This window comes from Variovorax sp. 350MFTsu5.1 (assembly GCF_048302515.1).
Lineage (GTDB): Bacteria > Pseudomonadota > Gammaproteobacteria > Burkholderiales > Burkholderiaceae_C > Variovorax > Variovorax guangxiensis.
This window is the reverse complement of sequence record NZ_CP157620.1, coordinates 778,322-799,627: the sequence shown is the minus strand read 5'-3', so window position 1 is coordinate 799,627 and position 21,306 is coordinate 778,322. Positions and strand designations below refer to the sequence as shown.

The following is a 21,306-nucleotide window of genomic DNA, read 5'->3' as shown; positions in this document are numbered from 1 at the left end:
GGTATCGCGGCGGGATGGGCTGCGCCCATGAATTCCGCGCGCGCGCAGGCGCAGCCGGCGGATGTTCCGGCGCGCGCCAGCTTCGACATTCCGGCCGGCGCGCTGGAAGACGCGCTCAGCAGCTTCGCGCGGCAGGCCGGCATCACGCTCTCCTTCGATCCGGCTCTGGTGCGCGGAAAGAATGCCTCCGCCATACAGGGCCGCCGCACCGTGGCAGAGGGCCTGGCCGAGCTGCTCTCGCCGCACCGGCTCGAAGCCGTGCCCGGCACCAGCGGCGCCTATGCGGTGCGCCAGGCCACGGGCACGCCCGCAGCGGTCTCCGGGCCCAACGCCATCCTGCCCACGCTCACCGTCAACGCGCCGGGCGAGCGCGCCGACGGCCAGGTCGAAGGCTACGTGGCGCAGCGCAGCGCCACGGCCACGCGCACCGACACGCCGCTGCTGGAAACCCCGCGCGCCGTCACCGTGGTCACGCGCGCGCAGATGGACGACCAGGCCGTGCACACCGTCGAGCAGTCGCTGCGCTACTCGGCCGGCGTGCTTACCGAAGTCGCGGGCTACGACACGCGCTTCGCCTCGCTCACGGTGCGCGGCTTCGCGCCGGCCGAGTACCTCGACGGCTTCAAGCTCCCCACCAACAGCTTCGCCACGCGCTGGCTGGTGGAGCCGCAGGCGCTGGAGCGCGTCGAGCTGCTGAAGGGGCCGGGCGCGGTGTACGACCCGTCGGCGCCCGGGGGGGCCATCAACATGGTGTCCAAGCGGCCCTCGGCGGAGGCGGTGCGCGAGGTGAGCGTCTCGTTGGGCAACCGCAACCGCCGGCAGGGCAGCTTCGACATCGGCGGCGCGATGAACGCCGACGGCAGCCTGCTCTTCAGGCTCAACGGCGTGCTGCGCAACAGCGACGGCCAGACCGACTACTCCCGCGACGACCGCAGCTTCATCGCGCCCTCGCTCACGTGGATGCCCTCCGCGCGCACCAAGGTCACGCTGATGGCGGAGGCCACGCGCGACCGCACCACGCCCAAGAGCATCTGGCCGCAGGGCGCGCTCATCACGCCCAACCCCTGGGGCAGCATTCCGCGCGAGCGCTACATCGGCGAGCCCGGCTACGACCGCTACAACCGCGACGCCTTCTCGCTCACCTACCTCTTCGAACACCAGCTCAGCGACAACTGGACGCTGCGGCACAACGCGCGCCACGCCAGGCTCGACATCGACTACCGGCAGGTCTACGGCACCGGCTTCCAGAGCGACCTGCGCACGCTCGACCGCATGGTGATGCGGGTCGACGAGAGAAACCGCACCAGCACGCTCGACACCCAGGTCGAAGGCCGCTTCAGCACCGGCGCCGTCTCGCACACGCTGCTGATGGGCATGGAGTACCAGCGGCAGGCCAGCTCGCAGCAAGGCGGCATCGGCCCGGCGCCCTCCATCGATGCCTTCGCGCCGGTGTACGGCCAGCCTCTATCAGACCCACCGGTGAACGGACTGGGCGACAACAGCATCGCGCAGCGCGGCTTCTACGTGCAGGACCAGATGCGCAAGGGGCCGTGGTCGCTGGGTCTCACGGTGCGGCAGGACCGCGCGCGCAGCAGCGTCAACCGGCTGGTGAGCTCGTCCTTCGGCATCGACACCAACACCAAGACCACCTACAACGCGGGCCTGCTGTACCTGGCGCCGAACGGGCTGGCGCCCTACTTCAGCTACGCGACCTCGTTCACGCCGCTGCCGGGCGCCATCCCCAACGGCACCCTGCTCAAGCCCGAGCTGGGCCGCCAGTTCGAGGCGGGCCTGAAGTACCGGCCGCCCGGCATCGACGCGCTCTTCACCGTGTCGGTCTTCGACCTGCGCAAGAGCAACTCGCCCGTCTTCGACCCGTTCGTCATCGGCCCGGTCTCGCAGATCGGCGAGGTGCGCACGCGCGGCCCCGAGTTCGAGGCGCGCGCCGCGCTCACGAAGCAGCTCAAGCTGGTAGCCAGCTACACGCTGCTCGACGCCAAGGTCACGCAGAGCCTGAACCCGGCGGAGATCGGCAAGCAGCCGCTGAACACGGCGCGCCAGACCGCCTCGCTGTGGCTGGACTACCGCTTCGGCAGTCCCGCGCTGAAAGGCTGGAGTGTGGGCGGCGGCATACGCCACGTCGGCAAGGTGCCGGCCAGCACCGACAACAGCAGCTACAACCCGCCCTACACGCTGGTGGACGCGGCGCTGCGCTACGAGCAGGGCCCCTACAGCTTCGCGCTGAACGCCACCAACCTCACCGACAGGAGCTACGTCGCGGGCAACGGCCAGTACTTCGGCCAGCGGCGCGCGGTGCAGGCGAAGTTCAGCTACCGCTGGTAGCAACGGCCGCAGCTCGCCGTTCCCTTGTTGCGTTCGCAACGCTGCATTGCTTGCGGGAAAGCACAGGCGCCGCTTGCGCGCCCCGTCCCTAGACTGAATCGCGCAGCGTGCTGCGATTTCGAAAGGGAGCAAACAGATGAGCACTCGAAGACTGCGCCAGCTCGCGCTGGCCATGAGACTTGCATCGCTTGCCGCTTGCGGCGGCGGTGGTGGCGGGTCGAACGGCTCGTTCCTGCCCTTGCCCGGAACGGGCGCGGGAACGGCGCCTTCATCGACGACGGGGGGCACCGCCGGCGACGCGTCCGGTGGTAGCGCAGGAACCACGGCAACAACGACGACGGCGTCGACCACGGGCTCCGACGGATCGAATCCTTCCGGGCCCGCCGCCTTCGCCAGGCAACCGCTGGCGAACTACGTCAACATCATGCGCGGCGCCAATTCGAGCGGCGACTTCACGCGGGGCAACACCTTCCCCGCCATCGCGGTGCCCTTCGGCTTCAACTTCTGGACACCGATCAATCGCAACGACAACAACTGGTTCTATCAATTTCACACCAGCACCGGCGAAACCTCCGACGGCGCGCTCATCAAGACGATCCAGTCCTTCGCCGCGGTGCACGAACCCAGCCCGTGGATCGGCAACAGGCAGTCGCTCGCGATCATGCCCATCGGCGACCTGGGCAGGCTCAATCCGGACAACCGCGCACAGACCTACTCGCGGGCCAAGGAAGTCGCGCACGCCCACTACTACAGCGTGATCTTCGACAACGGCATCCGCACCGAGATCACGCCCACGGACCATGCGGCCTACTTCCGCTTCACCGCGCCTGCCGCCATGTCGACTTCCACGGTATTGTTCGACCGCTTCGCCGGCGAGGGCTCCGGCAACCTCTCGGTCGACACGGCCGCCAATGCGGTATCGGGCACGGTGGACAACAACGGCGACAAGAACGCGCCGCTCATGTACTTCTACGCGAAGTTCGACGCGCCCATCACCGCGTCGAAGAACATCGATACCGGCAGCATCAAGACCTGGGTGCAGTTCGCGACGCCGGACGGTGCGAAGGTCGTGGGCATGAAGATCGCCACCTCCTTCATCAGCGTCGACCAGGCGAAGGACAACCTCGCGCAGGAGATCGGCGACAGGAGCTTCGACGACGTCCGGCAGCTGGCGGCCGCGGCGTGGGACGACAAGCTCAACACGGTCCAGGTGGAAGGCGGCACGGAAGATGCCAAGGCCTTCGAGCAGAAGAAGATCACGCTCTACTCGAACATGTACCGGGCCTTCCTGTACCCGAACTCCGCCTGGGAGAACGTGCGCGATGCGGCGACCGGCAAGGGCTCGCCGACCTACATGAGCCCCTACCTCCCCGGCACGCCGAAAAGGCAGGGAAAGATCTGGGTCAACAACGGCTTCTGGGACACCTACCGCACCACCTGGCCGCTCTATACGCTGCTCGTTCCACGCCAGGCGGGCGAGATGCTGGACGGCTTCGTCAACGCCTACAAGGACGGCGGCTGGGTGCCGCGCTGGTCGGGCCCCGACTACCGCGACAGCATGGTCGCCACCAGCTCCGACGTGATCTTCGCCGACGCCTACCTCAAGGGCGTGCGCAACTTCGACGCCGACGCGGCCTACGCCTCGATGCTGCGCAACGCCTCGGTCAACAGCACCGACGGCGCCAAGGGCCGCAAGGGCATGAACAAATCCGTCTTCTACGGCTACGTGCCCTCGGACACGATGTCGCGCGAGAGCGTGGCCTGGTCGCTGGAGGCCGACCTCAACGACTTCGGCATCGCCCAGATGGCCCAGGCGCTGAACAAGCCCGACGACCATGCCTACTACATGGACCGCGCGCTGAACTACACCCGCCTCTTCTCGGACAAGGGCGCGGGCGCCTGGGCCGGCAAGTGGTTCCGCGAGAAGGACAGCACCGGCCAATGGACCGACGACGGCACCACGCCCGACGACTGGGGCTACGGCTACACCGAGGGCAACGCCTGGTCGTACCAGTTCCTCGCGCCGCAGGACGGCCAGGGCCTGGCCAACCTGCACGGCGGGCGCGCGCAGCTCAAGGCCAGCCTCGACACCTTCTTCTCCGCGCCGACCTACCTGCAGCCCGGCAGCTACTGGACGGTGATCCACGAGATCAAGGAGGCCCACGTGGTCAGCCAGCTGGCGGGCGTCGGCCAGTACCAGCACTCCAACCAGCCGGTGCACCACTCGATCTACATGTACAACTACGCGGGCGCGCCTTCGCAGGGCCAGAAGTACCTGCGCGACGTGATGAGCAAGCTCTACACATCCGGATTCGATGCCAACGGCCTGTCCGACGGCAGCGGCTACATCGGCGACGAGGACAACGGCGAGCAGTCGGCCTGGTACGTGTTCGGCGCCATGGGCTTCTACCCGGTGAGCATGGGCCGGCCCGAGTACGCGATCGGTGCGCCCTACTTCCCGAAGATGGTGGTTAGCCTGGAGAACGGCAAGCGCATCGTCATCACCGCCCCCGGCGTGAGCGACACCAACCGCTATGTGCAGAGCCTGCGCCTGAACGGCCAGCCGGTCACGCGCAGCTACCTGCTGCACAGCGAGATCGCCGACGGCGCGACGCTGGAGTTCGTCATGGGTGCGCAGCCCTCCTCGTGGGGCACGGGCGAGAACGACGTGCCGAGCTCGATCACGCAGGGCAGCGCGAGGCCCTCGCCGCTGAAGTCGCTGCTGCCCACCGGGGCCTACACGGTGTCGTCCAGTGCAGCCGGCCAGCTGGCGAACGTGTACGACCGCAACTCCGACACCGCCTGGCGGAGCACGTCGGCCAACGCATGGATCGAGGCCGACGCCGCCACGGGCCAGCCCGCCAGCGTGCCGAAGATCTACACCCTGACCTCCGGCACGCAGGACGCAGGGCAGGACCCGAGAAGCTGGAAGCTCAAGGCATCGAAGGACGGCGTCGCCTGGGTCACGCTCGACGAGCGCAGCAACGAGAGCTTCGCATGGCGCCAGCAGACCCGCCCCTTCGCGCTGAAGGCGGGCACCGAGTCTTACAGCAAGTACCGCATCGAGTTCGACAACACCGGCACGATGACCGTGGCCGAGTTCGAACTGCTGGTGCAATGAAAGGAGAAAGGAGCCGCAAGGCGCGGCTCCGCTCAGGCCTGCTGCGCCTCGGTCAGCGCCTGGGCGGCCACCACCGCCTCGGTGCGGTTGCGCACGTTGAGCGCGCGGAAGATCGCCGCCAGGTGGATCTTCACCGTGCCCTCGCTGATGCCAAGGCTGCGCCCGATCAGCTTGTTGGGCTTGCCCTGCGACAGCAGCTGCAGCACCTCGACCTGCCGCTCGGTGAGCACGCTGCGCAGGTGCTCCAGCGTCTGGGTGCCGCCACCACCGCCACCACCGGTGCCGCGCACCATCGCCTCGGAGCCCGCCTGCTGCGCCATGCCGGCCACGATGCCGGGGGGCACTGCCGTCAGCATCATCGGCGGCACGTACACGCCGCCGGCCAGCACCAGCCGCACGGCCGAGAGCATCACGTCGGGAGAGTAGGCCTTGGGTATGAATCCGAGCACGCCGCGCTCGAGCGCGCTGCGCATGATGGCCGGGTCTTCGTAGCCCGACAGCACGATCACCGGCACGGCCGGATGGCGCTGGCGGATCTCGTCGATGTGGGCCTGGCCGTCGGCGCCGGGCATGTTGAGGTCGATCAGGGCCAGGTCGAGGTCGTCGGTGGCTCCGGCAAGCAATTCGTCGACGCTCATCGCCAGGACGAATTCGATGCCGGGCTCCAGCTCCGACAGCTTGGCTTTGACCGCCTCGATGACGAGCCGGTGGTCGTCGGCGATCAGTATTTTCATGATGTCTTTTCCCCGTATCCCAGCGTGCGAAGCACGGCAGACGCTGAAGATACCGGCGAAAGCCCCGCGCAGCAAGGCCGGCGGCCCCACCAACGGCATAGACCCCAAGCGGTATGGCGCCCCTTGCAAGCCCTTTGGAAGAATGGCCGCCTACTCGAAGGAACCGGGGACATGGGCATGTGCCATCGCTGCAGACGCCGGTGCAAGGCATCCTTCGCAACGCATGAATGAGCGGGCCCGCCCATGGCCCGCCTTCTCGACTGTTTCTCCAGCTTCATCTCATCCGGCCTCGCGCTGGATGCGTCCATCGCGTCCGGCGCGCCACTGCTGCCGCACGACGCGGCGCAGCAACGGGCCCGCCAGCTGCTCGACGCGGCGCGCGCCGCCGCCGAGGCCGCCGGCACGCCCGCCGCGCAGATCGAGTCGGCCTCCTTCGCCATGGTGGCCTGGATCGACGAGATCCTTGCGCGGCACCCGGACGCGGCCGGCGCGACAGGCACGGCCGCTCCCCTGCAGGTGCAGCTATTCAACTCCAACAACGCCCACAGCGAGTTCTTCCACCACCTCTCGGCCCTGGGCCCCGACGACGACGCGGTGCGCGAGGTGTACTGGCACGCGCTGGCGCTCGGCTTCAGGGGACAGTACTACTTCGAGGACGGCGACCAGGGCGAACTCGGCAAGCTGAAGGACCTGCACGGCCGCCAGCTGCTGCTGCGCCCGCTGTCCATGGGCAGCCTGCTGCAGGACCACATCGCGCCGCAACCCTACGAGGCGCCCGACCCGCGCGGCCCCAACGACACGCGCCGGCGCGACCGCACCCTGCTGCTCGGCGCCGCCGCCCTGGCCTTGGCGCTGCCGCTGCTGTACACGCCGTGGCTGTGGTCCGGCGGCCCGCCCGCAGCCGCCACCGGCCTGGCCCAGCGCGTCGAGCAGCACCTGCAGGCTTTCGCCTGCGCCGACCTCACGGCCAGCGTCGACCACGAGGGCCGCACGCGGGTCACCGGCTTCGTCTCGCAGCCCGGAGACCTGCCGCGCGTCGAGCACGAAGTGAGCGCCCTGCCCGGCGTGAAGTCGCCGCGCTTCGACATCGGACTGCGCGTGTGGCCGCATTGCGAGGTGTTCGCCATCCTCAAGCCCTACCAGGCGCGCAACACCGAGAAGGCCTACGGCCTCGACGTGAGCGCGCCCACGGCCCGCGACGGCCGCCTGCGCGAGGGCGACAACGTGCGCGTGCAGGTGACCGCGCCGCGCCACGACAGCTACATCTGGGTCGACTACTACACGGCCGACGGCTCCGTCATGCATCTCAACGCCGGGCAGCAGCCCACGCGGCTGCACGCGGGCGAGGTCCTGGAGATAGGCCGCGACATTCCTTCCAGCTGGCTGGTGAGTCCGCCCTTCGGCAGCGTGCTGATCACAGTGCTTTCGTCGCCCACGCCCCTCACCGAAACCGCCGACCGGCCGCCCTTCGAGCTCGCCTCCGCCTACCTGCTGAGGTTGCGCGAGTCGCTCGCGGCCAGCAAGAACAGCGACCGGCTGATCGCCGACTTCGTCTTCCTGGAGACCGTCTCGCGATGACCGGCCTGCTGCTGTCGCCCGTCCACCGCTTCTGGCTGCTGCTGGCGCTGTGCCTGCTGGGCTTCGGCCTGCTGTACGCGGTGGTGCGCGATGCCGGCCGTGGCGCGCGCCGGCGCGGGCTGCGCAAGCGCCTCGCCGCGCTGGCCGAACCGGCGGCCGATGCCGGCGGAACCGCACTGGCCGTCGACACGCTGAAGGAAAGCATGACGCGGGCGCAGCAGGCCATGCGCCGCGCGCCATGGGCCAGGCCCTCGGCGCCGGTGCCGTGGTTCCTCTTCTTCGGCGATGCACCGGCCAACCTCGCGGGGCTGCTCGCGACCGCGCACGCCGAACGCACGGACGCCGCATCCGGTGCCGCCTGGTGGCACTGGTGGCTGACCCATCGGCTGGTGGCTATCGAGATCGATGCGGGCGCGGTCGGCGACAAGGCGGGCACGCCGCAGTCGCGCAGCCTCTGGCTTCACTCACTGCTTGCGCTGGCCGAGCGACGCGACCGCCTGCCGCTCAACGGCCTCGTGGTGGCCGTGGCCGCCGGCGACCTTCTGGATGCCGACACCACCGCGCTGAAGTCGCTCGCCGCGCGAACGCGCCGCCTGCTCGGCGAAGCCAGCGACGGCCTGCGGCTGCAGATGCCCACCTACCTCGTCGTGACCGGCCTCGAACGGCTGCCGGGCTATGCGACCCTGCGCGGAGCGCTGCCGCCCGAAGTGCTTGCGCAGGCGCTGGGACACAGGCTGACCGATCCTTCAGCCTTCATCGAGACTCCGGCTGGCGAGCGGCTGGACACCGTGTTCGAGCCCATCGCGCAGCAGCTGCACGCGCTGCGCATGTCGCTGCTGCGCGAGCAGCCCGGCCCCACCGGCCGGCTCGCCATTCATGAGTTCGTGGAAGCGGTGCGCGCCCTGCAGCCGGGGCTGCGCCAGTTCGCGCAGGTGCTGTTCGAGAACCACGGCCGCGGGCCGCGCGCGCCGCGCTGGCGCGGCTTCTATCTCACGGCATCCGCGTCGGACGCGGCCGGCGGCGCCTTCGTGCATGACCTGTTCGAGCACTTCCTTCCCGTCGACCAGCCTTTGGTGCGGCCGGGAAGGCCGTCATGACCGGTAGCGCACGGGCTACCTGGCGTCCACGCGCATCGCACGCGCGCCGAAGGTCACATCGAGCGACTGCGCCTTGCCGGTGACCACCGGGCGCACCTCGCGCCAGCGTGCGCGGTCGAGGTCGCGGTAGGCCGCCATCACGCCCATCGACTTCGCATCGGGCGGCAGGTTGAAGTCGAGCTTCTTCGTCTCGCCGGGCCGCAGCAGCACCTCTTCGCGCTGCACGAGCTCGGCGCCGAGCGTGGCCTGGTCCTTCTCGAAGAGCGAGAAGAAGTCGGCGCCTTCGAAGGGGCCGGGCGACTTCAATGCATACACGCGCACCGTGAGCGGAGATGCGCGGCCGCGCGCATCGGGGTTGGCGTCGGCGCCCGCGGTGAGCGTGACGGCCACCGTGGTGACCACGGGCTTCGCCGCACAGCCCGCAAGCAGAAGACCGGCTCCAGCAAGGCCAAGAACGGCGATGTGGCGCCGCGTTGCCGCGGCAAGGAAGCCCTCATAGGACGAATGGTGTGTACCCAGCGTGCGCATGCTATTCCCTTCGTTGCATTGACCGGTCAAGACGCATCTTTGATTATCACCAGCGAACTCCGATAGGCAACATGCTGAACAACGAACTCGCTGCAACACTGCTCGCGCCCATCGGCGATGCATCGCCGTGCGGCGACGATCTCGAGTACGACGCGGACTTCATGGCGCTGGTCGCGGACGCGCAGGGCAAGCCCGAGCAGCAGTTCGGCGACACGGTGATCCCCGCGGTCGAGCCCGAGTGGCGCGAGGTGGGCGAGAAGGCCGGGAACATCCTGCGGCGCAGCAAGGACGTGCGTGCCGCCGTGCTGCTGCTGCGCGCCTCCACCCGCCTGCAGGGCGTGGAAGGCTTCGCCGCCGGCCTGCGGCTGCTCAACGGATTGCTCGACACCTTCTGGGACGGCATACATCCAAAGCTGGATGCCGACGACGACAACGACCCGACGATGCGCCTGAACGCGCTCGCGCCGCTGACCGACGAGACCATGGGCCTGCGCGACCTCTACGAGGCGCAGGTCGGCGTCGCGCGCGGCGTGGGGCCGATCCGCGTGCGCGACATCGCCATCGCGCACAACGCGCTCACCGCCGTGGGCGGCGAAGCCACCTACTCGATGGCACAGGTGCAGGGCGGGCTGGAGGCCATCCAGTCCGAGCGGCCCGATGCCATCCAGGCAGCGTTGGGCGTGCCCGCGCTGGTGGAGCAACTGAAGAAGCTCATCGCCGAGCGCACAGGCCGCGCCGATGCATTCGACCTCGACCCGCTGCGCTCCATCGCGCGTGTGCTGCAGAAGGCCTGCGCCTCCGCCAGCGGCTCCCCGGCAGATGCCGCCGCCGCGCAGGACTCCGGCGGCGCCGCGGCGGATGCACAAGCCAACGGTGCCGCGGCCGCGCGTCCCGCCGCCGCGCGCGGCGAGATACAGAACCGGCAGGACGCCGTGCAGATGCTCGACCGCGTGATCCGCTACCTGGAGCAGGCCGAGCCGGGCAACCCCGCGCCGCTTCTGATCGAGCGCGCCAAGAAGCTCATCGGAGTGAGCTTCCTCGAGATCATGGCCAACCTCGCGCCGAACGCGATGGACACCATTGAAACGGTCACGGGCCGCCGTCCTTCCGAGTAAGCCCCGACCACCACCCCGCATCCGTCCCCATTCACACCCGCAAGGAGCATCTCCATGGCCAAGAGCAGTCAGAAATTCATCGCCCGCAACCGGGCGCCCCGGGTCCAGATCGAGTACGACGTGGAGCTCTACGGGGCGGAGAAGAAGGTGCAGCTGCCCTTCGTCATGGGCGTGCTGGCGGACCTCTCCGGCAAGCCGGCCGACCCGCTCGCGCCGGTGGCAGACCGCAAGTTCCTGGAGATCGACGTCGACAACTTCGACTCGCGCATGAAGGCCATGAAGCCGCGCGCGGCCTTCGCGGTGGAGAACTCGCTCACCGGCGAGGGCGACCTGAAGGTGGAGCTCACCTTCGAGAACATGGAAGACTTTTCGCCCGCCGCGGTGGCGCGCAAGGTCGGCGCGCTCAACAAGCTGCTGGAGGCGCGCACGCAGCTTTCGAACCTCGTCACCTACATGGACGGCAAGGGCGGCGCGGAAGAACTGCTGGCCAAGGTGCTGGAAGACCCGGCCCTGCTGCAGACGCTGGCCGCGAGCAAGAAACCCGAGGACGGCAGCGCCCCCGCCGCCTGAGTCGACAACCATCAGAGCACACGAGGAGTAGATCACCATGGCCGAAGCACTCGAACAGAGCGCGCTGAAAGATGTCGCGTACGCTGGCAGCGACTTTTCGTCGCTGCTGCAGAAGGAATTCAAGCCGCGCAGCGACGAAGCCAAGAGCGCCGTCGAAGCCGCCGTGCTCACGCTGGCACAGCAGGCGCTGGCCAACAGCACCATCATCGGCAAGGACGTGACCAAGTCGATCCAGGCCATGATCGCCGCGATCGACGCCAAGCTGACCGACCAGGTCAACAAGATCATCCATCACCCCGACTACCAGAAGCTCGAGAGTGCGTGGCGCGGCCTGCACTACATGGTGAACAACACCGAGACCGACGAGAACCTCAAGATCCGCGTGATGGACATCTCCAAGCAGGAACTGGCCAAGAACCTCAAGAAGTTCAAGGGCGCGGCCTGGGACCAGAGCCCGATGTTCAAGAAGATCTACGAGCAGGAATACGGCCAGTTCGGCGGCGAGCCCTTCGGCGCGCTGGTGGGCGACTACCACTTCGACCAGAGCCCGCCCGACGTGGAGCTGCTCGGCGAGATGGCGAAGATCGCCGCCTCGGCGCACGCGCCCTTCATCACCGGCGCCAGCCCCAACCTTATGCAGATGGAGTCGTGGCAGGAACTCGCGAACCCGCGCGACCTGACCAAGATCTTCTCCACCCCCGAGTACGCCGGATGGCGCAGCCTGCGCGAGTCGGACGACTCCAAGTACATCGGCCTGTGCATGCCGCGCTTCCTGGCGCGCACGCCGTACGGCGCCAACACCAACCCGGTGGAGGAATTCGACTTCGAGGAAGACACCGCCGGCGCCGACCACAACAAGTACGCCTGGGCCAACGCGGCCTACGCGATGGCGACCAACATCAACCGCTCGTACAAGCTCTACGGCTGGGGCTCGCGCATCCGCGGCATCGAGTCGGGCGGCGCGGTGGAGAACCTGCCGCTGCACACCTTCCCGAGCGACGACGGCGGCGTGGACCAGAAGTGTCCCACCGAGATCGCCATCAGCGACCGCCGCGAGGCCGAGCTCTCGAAGGCGGGGCTGCTGTCGATGATCCACCGCAAGAATTCCGACTTCGCGGCCTTCATCGGCGCCCAGTCGCTGAACAAGCCGGCCGAGTACGACGACCCCGACGCCACCGCCAACGCCAACCTGGCGGCGCGCCTGCCCTACCTCTTCGCCTGCAACCGCTTCGCGCACTACCTGAAGTGCATCGTGCGGGACAAGATCGGCAGCTTCAAGGAGCGCGAGGACATGCAGCGCTGGCTCAACAAGTGGATCATGAACTACGTGGACGGCGACCCCGCCAACTCCTCGGAGATCACCAAGGCCCAGAAGCCGCTGGCCGCCGCCGAGGTGGTCGTGGAGGAAGTGGAAGGCAACCCGGGCTACTACACCTCCAAGTTCTTCCTGCGCCCGCACTACCAGCTGGAGGGCCTCACCGTCTCGCTGCGCCTGGTGTCGAAGCTTCCCTCGGCCAAGGGCGGCGCCTGAGGCACCGGAAGGAAGAAGAGGAAGAAGAGAAAGAAGAAAAGAAAGCTCGGAACGGGCCGGTTTTTTCTTGAAATTCCCGATCCCGTTTCGTTCTATCCACAGCTGCCGGGGGCCGGCCCCGCCGACAAGCCTCCGGCAGCACAAGCATCCGTCTCGATCATCAACAGCAACTGCCCGAACGCAATCGGGTTCCAAGGAGTAGGAACATGTCTTCTGACTTTCACATCAAGCTCGACGGCGTCAAGGGCGAGTCTTCCCACAAGGACCACAAGGACGAGATCGAGATCTCGTCGTGGACCTGGAACGTGAGCAATTCCTCGGGCGCAGGCTCCGGCGGCGGCTCGGGCAAGGGCAAGGCCACGCCCGGCGAGTTCCACTTCACGCACGTCTACGACAAGGCCTCCCCGGTGCTGGCCAAGAACTGCGTGAGCGGCAAGCACTTCAAGGACATGGTCCTGACCTGCCGCAAATCGGGCGAAGGCCAGCAGGAGTACCTGAAGGTCACGCTCAAGGAAGTGTTCATCTCCATGGTCGGCCCCGGCGGCGCCCAGGGCGGCGACGTGCAGGAGCAGGTGTCGTGCTCGTTCAAGGATATCGAGTTCGCCTACAAGGCCCAGGACGACAAGGGCGCGGCCGGCGGCGAAGTCAAGTTCGGCTGGAACGTCGCGACCACCGAGACCCGCTGACGGACGACGGACCCGCCGGGCACGGCATCGGGCGCGCCAGTGCCCGGTGCGGTTCCCACGCGTCCTCACCGGAGCAATGCAATGGCATTCAGCACCCCACTCATCGGCAAAAGCGGCGCTCTGCTCACCGCCTACAACATCGACTGGTCGGTAGGCCGGATCGGCTCCAACACGCGTGAAGACGTGATGCTGGTGCAGGCGCTGTTCAAGATCTTCTACTACGAGCTGCTGGGCTTCAACCACGACCTGGACCCGCCCCCGGGCCAGACCGAAGTGATCGTCGTGGACGGCTACTACGGGCCGGTCACGCAGAAGCACATCACGCACTTCCAGACGCAGGCGATCGCGCTGGGACAGAAGGTACTGCCCGACGGCATCTTCGATCCGTTCCGCGAGCCCGGCGCCTCCAGCACGCTGAGCAAGACGCGCTATGCGCTCGACCTGCTCAACAACGGCTGCGCCAACTGCTGCAAGGAACAGGGCATCGACAACTACACCAACCTGCCCAATCGCAGCGACATGCCGGCGCAGCTGCGCAACGCGCTGAAGAAGGTGAAGAAGACGGCGAGCAAGTACACCTACGTCGCGCCCCAAACCGTGCCGAGCACGGGCGGCGCCTGAACGGACAGCCGACCCGGCTGGAACGACAAGGGCCCGGAGCGATCGCTTCGGGCCCTTCTTCCTTGCCTCTTTCCTTGCCTCGAGACGGAAATCCTCAGCAATCCGTGGACGCAACGTTCTCCGGCATCAGCCGCGTCACGTCGTCGCCGTCGTCCTCGATCACCCACAGCGTGAGCGCCGTGTAGTTGTCGTGGCCCGGCTTGGCATTGGCCTTGACCTGCGCGTCGATCAGCTCGGTCCACTGGCTGGGCGTGCGCGAGGCGTGCAGCGTGTCGATCAGGCATTCGTCGCCCAAGGGCTCCCATACGCCGTCGCTGCACAGCAGAAGCACGTCGCCGGGCAGCAGGCGCATGCGCTCCGACACCGCGATGTCGGGCGCCTCCTCGATCGAGCCCAGCGCCGACAGCAGCATGTTGCGCTGCGGATGCAGCCGCGCGCCCTCCTCGTCGAGCATGCCGCCGGCCACCATCTGCTGCACCAGGCTGTGGTCGGTGGTGCGCGCCACGATGGCACCGCCACGGAACAGGTAGGCGCGGCTGTCGCCGCTGTGCACCCAGGCGAGCGCCTGGCTTTCGAGGTCGATGGCCGCGAACACGATGGTCGAGCGCATGCCCGCGAGCTTGCCGCCTTCCGCCTGGCGCGCCACCACGTCGCGGTTGGCCTGTTCCACCAGGCCGCGCAGCGTGGCTTCGTCCAGCCCCGGCGCGGCCGAGAAGCCGCCGAGCATGCTGGCGCGCGCGGTGGCCGCCGCCACGTCGCCGCCGCCATGGCCGCCCGCACCGTCGGCCACCAGGCAGGCAACGTAGCGCTCATCGTGCCAATGGCCGTGCACGTCCTCGTTGTAGGTGCGGCCTCCTTGCCGGGAGAGCGTGACGATTTCGATTTCCAAGCGGGGTGCCTCGCGATGGCTGGTGTTGTTGTGGTGGCTTCGACCGGGGTCGTCGTTCTTCCTGTTCCGGCTCTTGTACCTACTGACCGTCGGACTTCAGGCGCGCCATCTGCTCCTCGTAGGCCTCGAGGAAGGCCTTGCCGAAGAGGCTGTGGAAGTCGTCCTCCGCCTCGCTCGCGATGCCGCCGTAGAGCGACACGAACTGGTCCCACAGCTTGGCCTTGCGGTTGGCGCTGAAGAGCGCGTCGAGCGCCGTCTTCGCACTGATCTTCTTCTCCAGCTCCGCAGGCTCGAAGCGCGCGATGACATGGGCCAGCGCGGCGCGCATGCCCACCATCACGCCGAACTGGTGGGCGCGCAGGTCGTTGAAGGCATCGCGCATCGCGGCCTCGGGCGGCATGAAGCCGCGCACGCCGGGGCCCAGCAGGTGCGCCAGCGCCACCTCGACAGTGGGCGAGAACTTCAGCGGGTTGTTGGCCTGCGCCGCGATCATCGTGACCTCGGCGCGCACCTCGCGCTTGAACTCCTGGCGCGTGAGCAGCAGCTGCAGCGTGCCCTCGGTGGCGCTGCGCAGCATCGAGCCGATGCGCTCCATCAGGCCCGGCGTGAGCATCTCGGGCGGCTGGTGCGTGCTCGCGAGGCCGCGCAGGAAGGCGGCGAGCAATTCGTCGTCGCTGGCCATGCGCTCCGGTGCGGGTGCGGCGGGGCGTGGAACCGGCGCCGGCGCCGGAGGCCTCAGCGGTTCCAGCGGCCTGCCCGAGCCTTCCGGCCCGCTGATGCGGATCGGCTGGCCGGTCATGTCGTCGAACTGTGCCGGCGACGGTGCAGGCACGGGCACCGGTGCGGGCGGCTTTGGCGGCTCGACGGCCTTGGGCGGAGTGAAGCCGAACTGGTCGATCGGCAGATGGTCCGGCCGCGGCACGGGCGTGGCCGGCGCCGCCTGCTGCAGGGCCGCCAGCGGATCGGCGTTCGATGCGGTGTTCGGCTGCAGCAGCGGATCGGCCAGCGGCGACAGCGCGAGCGGATCGCCGCCGATGCCGCCGCCACCGCCCACACCGCCGAAAAGCTCGTCGATGTTCGCCGCCTTGCCATGCGCGGGCGGCGCACCGAGGTCGGAGAAATCATCGAGCGCCCCGAGGCCGGCCGCCGGCGTCGACGAAGGCGTGGGCCCGAGCAGGTTTGCGAAAGGATCGACCTGCGCGGCCTGCACGTTGCGCGAGCCGCTTTCCATCGGGTCGGGAAAGAGCAGCGAATCGGGCAGCGCGGCCGCGGGAGCCGCCACTGCAGGCGCAGCCGGTGCCGGCGCAGGAGCGAGGCCCGCGAGCAGGTCGGCGAAGGGATCGTCGCTCGACGACGCGGCAGCGGCAGGCGCGCCCGCGGGCGCCCCGATCACCGTGTTGGGAATGGCCAGCGAAGGCGGCGGCGCGGCGGCGGCCGTCGCGCGCACCGTGAGCTCGAAGCTCCCGACCACCAGCCGCGCGCCATCGGTCAGCGCCGCCTCCTTGCCCGAGCCCAGCGACACGCCGTTGCACTGCATCGGGTTGCTGCCCCGGTCGATGACGAAGTACTGCCCGTCGCGGCACAGCACCTGCGCATGCACGCGCGAGACCGTGCGGTCGGGATCGTCGAGCACCAGCGTGTTGGTATCGGCCCGGCCGATGGTGCCGCCATTGGGGCCGAAGTCCGCAGAGATGGACTGCCCCGCCGGAGCGCCTTGCCGGGTGATGACAGCGATATGGATCATGAATCGGCCCCCGAAGGCTCTGTGCCTGAATGCACCCGAACAAACTCGCAGGGAGTATTCATTCCGTGGGACATGTTGGCAATCTCACCTTAAGAGGTATGCCATTGCAGCCAGGCTGCTACGGTTGTGAAGATGGCGGCGATGAGGAGCCAGGTGCGGGTGGCGGGGTCCTTCGCGCCGCCCCTTCTCATATACCGCACCGCCGCCGCGGCGAAGAACACGATGGCCAGCACGGCCAGGATGAAGGCTGCAGCCATGGCGGAGGCGTGTTCAGGCAGGTGCCAGGTGGTCGAGCCACCGGCGCTGGCGCCAGGCCGGCGCGCCCGTGGGAAAAAGCCGGGTTCCCGGATGCAGAAGGCACAGGTACTCGGCCGCGGCGATGCGCTGCCGCTGGAAGCCGCTGCGTAGTACCTGGACGCAATGCGTCCACGATGGTGGCGCGCCCATGAAGTAGCGCGCACCGGGCACGAAGCCTTCCGCGTTGCGCGACCACCAGCGTTGCACCCGCTCAGGGTCGGGCCAGGGCAGGCCTTCGTCCTCGTCCATCTCGACATCTTCGTGCGCCGCTTCATCGTCGGCTCCGGCGAATGTGCCCGCGACCGGCGCGCGCTCAAGATCCAGCGCCGCGAGATCGGCTCCCGTGATCAGACTGAAGGATTCGCCCGCTAGGCGCGACAGCACAGGGTCGTCCATCTGGCGAATCAGCCAGGGTACGGCCTGCGGGTCACCCAGAACGCCCGCCGCGCGCACGGCCTGGCGCAGGGTATCGGGGCTATCGAGCAACGCCTTCAGGACCGGTGCCGCCTGGCCGGGCTCGATCCATTTGAAGAGCGCCGCCACTGCGGCATCGAGATCCGGGCCGGGCATGCACGCGATGCCGCCCAGCGCTTCTACCGCGGCATGCCGGTCGCCCAGCCACAGGGCCGTGCGAGCCGCCTGGAAGCGGCATCGATCGTCCGGATCCCCGAGCGCCGCCAGGCATTCGCCGAGCAGATCAGTGCGTGCACAACGGCCGGCGGCACCCAGCCCCTGGGCACGCAGCGCGGCATCCTCGCCGCAGGCGATGGCCACGGCCAGTGCCTCGCCGGGGTCCACGCCGTGCGCTTCGCAAGCCGCAATGCCGATGCGACGCGCGAATGTGCGCGGCGACGCCTGCAGCTGCGCAACCAGACCCCGAAGCGACGCGCCCGACGTCCAGCCGAAGGCGCCCGCCACGCCGGGCTGCACGGACGGCTCAGCCTCGGCTAATGCGAACAACCTTGCCAGGACGTCTGTCGCACTGTGGGCGATGGCGAGCCAGGTCGTGGCAAAGACCGCGCCGACACCAGGCTCGGCGAGTGCAGCCTCCACACATCGCACTCCATGGCCGCCCGCGACCACCAGGCCGTCGAGATGCGCCGCAAGGCGTTCGTCGAGACGGCGCAGATGATGCAGCCTGACATGCGGCGCGCTCGACAGCGACAGCCGGATCTGGGCCAGCACGGCACTCTCATCCGCATGCTGCTGCACAACGACGGGAATCGGTGTCGCGGACGGCATGTGCATCGCGTCGGCCGTTCAGAGCAGTCGCGTCCAGCGATGCGCGGCCATCTCGAAGACCTCGGTGAAGCCGATCGACCACATCACGCCGTCGGCCGCGCTCAAGTGGTAACAGCTCGTGGGCGGGTCTTCCGCAGGCTGGAACGGCTGCAATCCCCGTGCATCGATCACATACAGGAGGTGGGTGGTCGACAGATAGATGCGATCCTCGAATGCCGCCATGCCCCAGAAAGTTTCCTCGGTGACCGCGTGCTCGACGATCTCCCAGTTCGTGCCCCGCCCCTTCACCACGACGCCCATCTTTCCGCATGCATAGACATGGCCGTCGGGTGCGCAGATCACCTTGTGCAATGCCACGTTGGTGGGGCTTTGGAACTGCTGCCAGCGGGTTCCGTTCCAGCCCCAGATCTCGCCGTCCCAGCCGACGGCATATACCTCCTGGTCCGAAAATCCGTCGATCGATTCGAACGACTTGTCGGTGAGCGGCTTGCCGTCGGCGGCCTGCGCCGTCGCGTCGATGCAGCGCCAGTGGCCCGGGCCCTCGCGCAGATAGCACTGCCGCCCGGTACCCACCGCATAGGCCCGCCCCCGCGCCACGGCGCGCACCTCGCGCAACGGGCCTCGATGCGAAGGATCGAGCTTGCCGTCGTGGATCGGTGGCTCTTCGGCGTTTTCGCCCCCGCCCAGCACACGCACCTGCCCCCACTGTCCCACCGCGATCAGGCGCTCCTGCGGCTGATGGCATACCGCAACGGAGGCTACCGCCCAGTGCAGGTCGATGCCACCGACCTTGCCGCCGTCGATGGACAGGATGGTCGAGTGCGGCACTTTTTCCTTGGCCAGCTTCCGATCGGTCACCACAAGGTAGGCAAGGTCCGCATACCGCACACAGCCTGTGCTGATCGCCAGGCGGGCGGTATCGAGTTGCGCAATGTCGGTCAGCATCTTCAGGCTCCTAGCTGGTCATGCGTGCGTCAGCGCGTCGAGACGGACGGGACGCCCATCTCCGCGGCGATGCGGTTTCTCTCGGCCACGTCCGAGGTCATCTCGACGTTCGCGTTGATCTGGCGCCGGTCCGCTGTCGTCTGCGCGTTCTCGTGATAGCGGTTGAGCTGCGCTTCCAGGCAGCCGGGCGAGCAGTTGGATTCGGGGAAGGTCTTCTGCACGGCGGCTACGCCCGCGGAGGTGGCCTCCGTCAGTGTCCACTTGCCGCTCGGATGGGTCGCGGCGACCACCCCCTGTCGCGTGTGCATCTCGCCGTGCGTGGCGGTGGTCTGGTTGGGGCCCTCCACGCAGATGCAAGGCGCAGCATCCACGTCGTACTTTGCCCAGCCCGTCTCGCGCGGCTGTTCGTTGCGCGGCTGCTTCGGAAACTCCGGCCCTTTCAGGAACGACGCCGCGTCGACGACATGATGGGGCGTCTGTCCCTTGCAGCACTTGCTCGGGTCATAGGGTGACAGGAAGCAGCGCAGTGCCTTCTGGCAGTCATTCTTCTTCACGGCCTCGGCATAGTTGTTCCATTCCTGGTCCGCGATGGTGTTGAAGCGCTTCCATTGCGGGTCGTCCTTGCCGCGGTCGTCCTTGACCCGCTTGCGCGCGGCCTCCGCGTTCTTCGCCTTCTCGTGGTCCGGGCAGGTCTCGTTCGGATCCGAGCCATCGGGGCAGTTGTCGGCCACCGCCTGCTTCTCGTCGTTGCAGGACTTGAGACCTTTCGCCATGGCCATGCGCGCCGCAAAGATCTGCGGCGGCGTGTTGGAGGTGGGCGAGGCATGGTTGTGCGTCGTCATGTCCAGATTGCGCACGACGTTCTCGCCCTCGAACTTCACATCCATGGACCACGCGATGAAGTAGACCTTGCCACGGTTCACCGAGGTGACCACGCCCTTCTTGGCTGCGCACCCCGCTTCATCGCCCATGCTCTGCTTGAAGTAGCTCTTGTTCTTGAGCATGACCTCCTGCCCGTTGACCTGCACCGTGCGGCTGCCGTCGGTGGTGTCCGAGTCCATGCCCGTGTTCGGGTAAGGCACCGGTACACCGGGTGGCGTCGCGGGGTTCTCGGGCGGTGTGAAGCACACGTCGGGAAACGCGCAGATGGACTTGCCCGCACCCGCCTTGCACGCGACCTCCTGGTTGTTGGCATAGACCTGGTTCGACATGTCACGCGTCTCCCTGCGCGCTGACCACCATCGCCACGCGGCGTCCGTCGTCGTTACTCGCGGCAATCAACACAGGATCACCCGGCGCGAAGCCCTTGCGCGCGGCCGCGAGCGCCATCGCCATGCAGACCGCCAGCTGTGCCGCGCCGACTTCGCCCACGCAATCCGCCGGATGCCACAGGTCCATGAACTCGTGCCGGCCGCGCAACAGGCGGCTGGTCGCCAAATCGAACTCCTTGAACCCGTACTGCTCGCCGTTCAGGGTGGCGATACGGTAGCCGACCTGCGCCATCGCGAGGCCCGCCATGTCCAGAGCACCCTTCATCGCCTGCATCAGGCCCTCGCCTCGCAGCGGCAGATCCGTGTCGATCGATGCGGGCTCGTTGCCGTAGCCGATCCCCAGGCAGGCGATCTGAGGTATGGGCCAGTCGTGCCGGGCCGCTGGCGCGGCGACCAGCAGCGCTCCCGCAGCCTCGCCCGGCACGAAACCGTTCGAATTGGCGTCACCCAGCAATCGGTCTTTCGCGCCATAGGCGTCGAGCGTGGCAGCGACAAGCAGACTGTCCACCGCCACGATCAGCACCTGCGATGCCTCACGCGCGGCCATCAACCGGTGCGCCTGCGCCAGGGCCAGCGCGACACCGACTCGCCCCTGCGGAACCACGCCCGACAACGAGGGATGGAGCGGCACGCCCAGCACCACTTCCAGCTCCGCGAACAGCGCGTCGTCCAGCCCCTCCAGACGACCGGGCCTGTCCTGCTCGGCCACGCACAGCAGCAGGGGCAGCGGTGCTTGAAGGGCTTGCGAGGCCACCTGCATGCGCGGCGCGAGCACCTGCGCCGCGGCCATCGACGCCATCTCGACGAGGCGCGCTCGGCCACGCCAGGGCTCAGGCATCGGCACCTGCTGCGCCAGCAGCCATTTGCCATCGCCGCCGACGAAGCGCGTCTCGGTCGGATTTGTCACGCTGGCTCGAATCGCAGCGCAGGTCGCCTCGGCGGACAGACCGACGCTCGTAACAAGCCCCGCGTCGACGATCGCAATGGGAGACAT

18 protein-coding genes are annotated in these 21,306 nt (G+C 68.2%); 9 read left to right on the top strand and 9 right to left on the bottom strand.

Annotation, left to right across the window (positions count from 1 at the left end; genetic code table 11):
* Positions 1 to 27 precede the first annotated feature (27 nt).
* Both ABL843_RS03460 and ABL843_RS03455 read left to right on the top strand, forming a co-directional pair.
* Complete coding sequence (locus ABL843_RS03460; RefSeq protein WP_418118979.1) at positions 28 to 2,343, top strand: TonB-dependent siderophore receptor; 2,316 nt, start codon at positions 28 to 30, stop codon at positions 2,341 to 2,343.
* Positions 2,344 to 2,479: 136 nt separating this feature from the next.
* Complete coding sequence (locus ABL843_RS03455; RefSeq protein ID WP_418118978.1) at positions 2,480 to 5,464, top strand: GH92 family glycosyl hydrolase; 2,985 nt, start codon at positions 2,480 to 2,482, stop codon at positions 5,462 to 5,464.
* Positions 5,465 to 5,496: 32 nt separating this feature from the next.
* Here the strand turns inward: ABL843_RS03455 and ABL843_RS03450 are convergent, their stop codons facing one another.
* The gene (locus ABL843_RS03450; protein WP_418118977.1) at positions 5,497 to 6,198 is read right to left on the bottom strand and encodes a response regulator; all 702 of its coding nucleotides are present in this window, start codon (positions 6,196 to 6,198) and stop codon (positions 5,497 to 5,499) included.
* A 243-nt stretch (positions 6,199 to 6,441) separates the two neighbouring features.
* On the opposite strand from ABL843_RS03450, the gene ABL843_RS03445 reads away from it, so the two are divergent.
* Entirely contained in the window at positions 6,442 to 7,776 is a 1,335-nt protein-coding gene (locus ABL843_RS03445; protein ID WP_418118976.1) for a DotU family type IV/VI secretion system protein, read from the top strand.
* Entirely contained in the window at positions 7,773 to 8,873 is a 1,101-nt protein-coding gene (locus ABL843_RS03440) for a type VI secretion system protein (protein ID WP_418118975.1), read from the top strand. Before ABL843_RS03445 ends, ABL843_RS03440 begins: the two co-directional genes overlap by 4 nt.
* 15 nt (positions 8,874 to 8,888) lie before the next feature.
* Here the strand turns inward: ABL843_RS03440 and tssJ are convergent, their stop codons facing one another.
* The gene (tssJ, locus tag ABL843_RS03435; protein ID WP_184639897.1) at positions 8,889 to 9,401 is read right to left on the bottom strand and encodes a type VI secretion system lipoprotein TssJ; all 513 of its coding nucleotides are present in this window, start codon (positions 9,399 to 9,401) and stop codon (positions 8,889 to 8,891) included.
* 71 nt (positions 9,402 to 9,472) lie between these two features.
* Between tssJ and tssA the strand changes: the two genes are divergently transcribed.
* From tssA to ABL843_RS03410, 5 genes are all read left to right on the top strand, one after another.
* A complete protein-coding gene (tssA, locus tag ABL843_RS03430) occupies positions 9,473 to 10,516 on the top strand; it encodes a type VI secretion system protein TssA (protein ID WP_418118974.1) in 1,044 nt (347 codons plus the stop codon).
* Between the two features lie 54 nt (positions 10,517 to 10,570).
* Complete coding sequence (gene tssB, locus ABL843_RS03425) at positions 10,571 to 11,086, top strand: type VI secretion system contractile sheath small subunit (RefSeq protein ID WP_108142618.1); 516 nt, start codon at positions 10,571 to 10,573, stop codon at positions 11,084 to 11,086.
* Positions 11,087 to 11,123: 37 nt separating this feature from the next.
* Positions 11,124 to 12,617 (top strand): type VI secretion system contractile sheath large subunit, encoded by a 1,494-nt coding sequence (tssC, locus tag ABL843_RS03420; protein WP_126025742.1) that lies wholly within the window; start codon positions 11,124 to 11,126, stop codon positions 12,615 to 12,617.
* A gap of 206 nt (positions 12,618 to 12,823) precedes the next feature.
* Positions 12,824 to 13,303 (top strand): Hcp family type VI secretion system effector, encoded by a 480-nt coding sequence (locus ABL843_RS03415; protein ID WP_126025741.1) that lies wholly within the window; start codon positions 12,824 to 12,826, stop codon positions 13,301 to 13,303.
* A gap of 81 nt (positions 13,304 to 13,384) precedes the next feature.
* Complete coding sequence (locus tag ABL843_RS03410) at positions 13,385 to 13,924, top strand: peptidoglycan-binding domain-containing protein (RefSeq protein ID WP_126025740.1); 540 nt, start codon at positions 13,385 to 13,387, stop codon at positions 13,922 to 13,924.
* A gap of 94 nt (positions 13,925 to 14,018) precedes the next feature.
* Here the strand turns inward: ABL843_RS03410 and ABL843_RS03405 are convergent, their stop codons facing one another.
* From ABL843_RS03405 to ABL843_RS03375, 7 genes are all read right to left on the bottom strand, one after another.
* Entirely contained in the window at positions 14,019 to 14,813 is a 795-nt protein-coding gene (locus ABL843_RS03405) for a PP2C family protein-serine/threonine phosphatase (RefSeq protein ID WP_126025739.1), read from the bottom strand.
* A gap of 79 nt (positions 14,814 to 14,892) precedes the next feature.
* The gene (gene tagH, locus ABL843_RS03400) at positions 14,893 to 16,557 is read right to left on the bottom strand and encodes a type VI secretion system-associated FHA domain protein TagH (protein ID WP_418118973.1); all 1,665 of its coding nucleotides are present in this window, start codon (positions 16,555 to 16,557) and stop codon (positions 14,893 to 14,895) included.
* Positions 16,558 to 16,646: 89 nt separating this feature from the next.
* On the bottom strand, positions 16,647 to 16,814 hold the full coding sequence (locus ABL843_RS03395) for a hypothetical protein (RefSeq protein WP_184639903.1): 168 nt from the start codon (positions 16,812 to 16,814) through the stop codon (positions 16,647 to 16,649).
* Between the two features lie 13 nt (positions 16,815 to 16,827).
* Positions 16,828 to 18,102 (bottom strand): TIGR02270 family protein, encoded by a 1,275-nt coding sequence (locus tag ABL843_RS03390; protein WP_418118972.1) that lies wholly within the window; start codon positions 18,100 to 18,102, stop codon positions 16,828 to 16,830.
* Between the two features lie 12 nt (positions 18,103 to 18,114).
* The gene (locus tag ABL843_RS03385) at positions 18,115 to 19,041 is read right to left on the bottom strand and encodes a hypothetical protein (protein ID WP_221297593.1); all 927 of its coding nucleotides are present in this window, start codon (positions 19,039 to 19,041) and stop codon (positions 18,115 to 18,117) included.
* A gap of 29 nt (positions 19,042 to 19,070) precedes the next feature.
* Complete coding sequence (locus tag ABL843_RS03380) at positions 19,071 to 20,252, bottom strand: PAAR-like domain-containing protein (protein ID WP_184639905.1); 1,182 nt, start codon at positions 20,250 to 20,252, stop codon at positions 19,071 to 19,073.
* Between the two features lies 1 nt (position 20,253).
* The gene (locus tag ABL843_RS03375; protein ID WP_184639907.1) at positions 20,254 to 21,306 is read right to left on the bottom strand and encodes a hypothetical protein; all 1,053 of its coding nucleotides are present in this window, start codon (positions 21,304 to 21,306) and stop codon (positions 20,254 to 20,256) included.

Bases quoted from the DNA above. Each gene is read 5' to 3' on its own strand.
- ABL843_RS03395 (WP_184639903.1), bottom strand. From the start codon at position 16,814: ATGGCTGCAGCCTTCATCCTGGCCGTGCTGGCCATCGTGTTCTTCGCC.
- tssB (WP_108142618.1), top strand. From the start codon at position 10,571: ATGGCCAAGAGCAGTCAGAAATTCATCGCCCGCAACCGGGCGCCCCGG.
- tssJ (WP_184639897.1), bottom strand. From the start codon at position 9,401: ATGCGCACGCTGGGTACACACCATTCGTCCTATGAGGGCTTCCTTGCC.
- ABL843_RS03390 (WP_418118972.1), bottom strand. From the start codon at position 18,102: ATGCACATGCCGTCCGCGACACCGATTCCCGTCGTTGTGCAGCAGCAT.
- tssA (WP_418118974.1), top strand. From the start codon at position 9,473: ATGCTGAACAACGAACTCGCTGCAACACTGCTCGCGCCCATCGGCGAT.
- ABL843_RS03450 (WP_418118977.1), bottom strand. From the start codon at position 6,198: ATGAAAATACTGATCGCCGACGACCACCGGCTCGTCATCGAGGCGGTC.
- ABL843_RS03385 (WP_221297593.1), bottom strand. From the start codon at position 19,041: ATGCTGACCGACATTGCGCAACTCGATACCGCCCGCCTGGCGATCAGC.
- ABL843_RS03380 (WP_184639905.1), bottom strand. From the start codon at position 20,252: ATGTCGAACCAGGTCTATGCCAACAACCAGGAGGTCGCGTGCAAGGCG.
- ABL843_RS03410 (WP_126025740.1), top strand. From the start codon at position 13,385: ATGGCATTCAGCACCCCACTCATCGGCAAAAGCGGCGCTCTGCTCACC.
- ABL843_RS03445 (WP_418118976.1), top strand. From the start codon at position 6,442: ATGGCCCGCCTTCTCGACTGTTTCTCCAGCTTCATCTCATCCGGCCTC.
- ABL843_RS03455 (WP_418118978.1), top strand. From the start codon at position 2,480: ATGAGCACTCGAAGACTGCGCCAGCTCGCGCTGGCCATGAGACTTGCA.
- ABL843_RS03460 (WP_418118979.1), top strand. From the start codon at position 28: ATGAATTCCGCGCGCGCGCAGGCGCAGCCGGCGGATGTTCCGGCGCGC.
- ABL843_RS03440 (WP_418118975.1), top strand. From the start codon at position 7,773: ATGACCGGCCTGCTGCTGTCGCCCGTCCACCGCTTCTGGCTGCTGCTG.
- tssC (WP_126025742.1), top strand. From the start codon at position 11,124: ATGGCCGAAGCACTCGAACAGAGCGCGCTGAAAGATGTCGCGTACGCT.
- tagH (WP_418118973.1), bottom strand. From the start codon at position 16,557: ATGATCCATATCGCTGTCATCACCCGGCAAGGCGCTCCGGCGGGGCAG.
- ABL843_RS03375 (WP_184639907.1), bottom strand. From the start codon at position 21,306: ATGTCTCCCATTGCGATCGTCGACGCGGGGCTTGTTACGAGCGTCGGT.
- ABL843_RS03415 (WP_126025741.1), top strand. From the start codon at position 12,824: ATGTCTTCTGACTTTCACATCAAGCTCGACGGCGTCAAGGGCGAGTCT.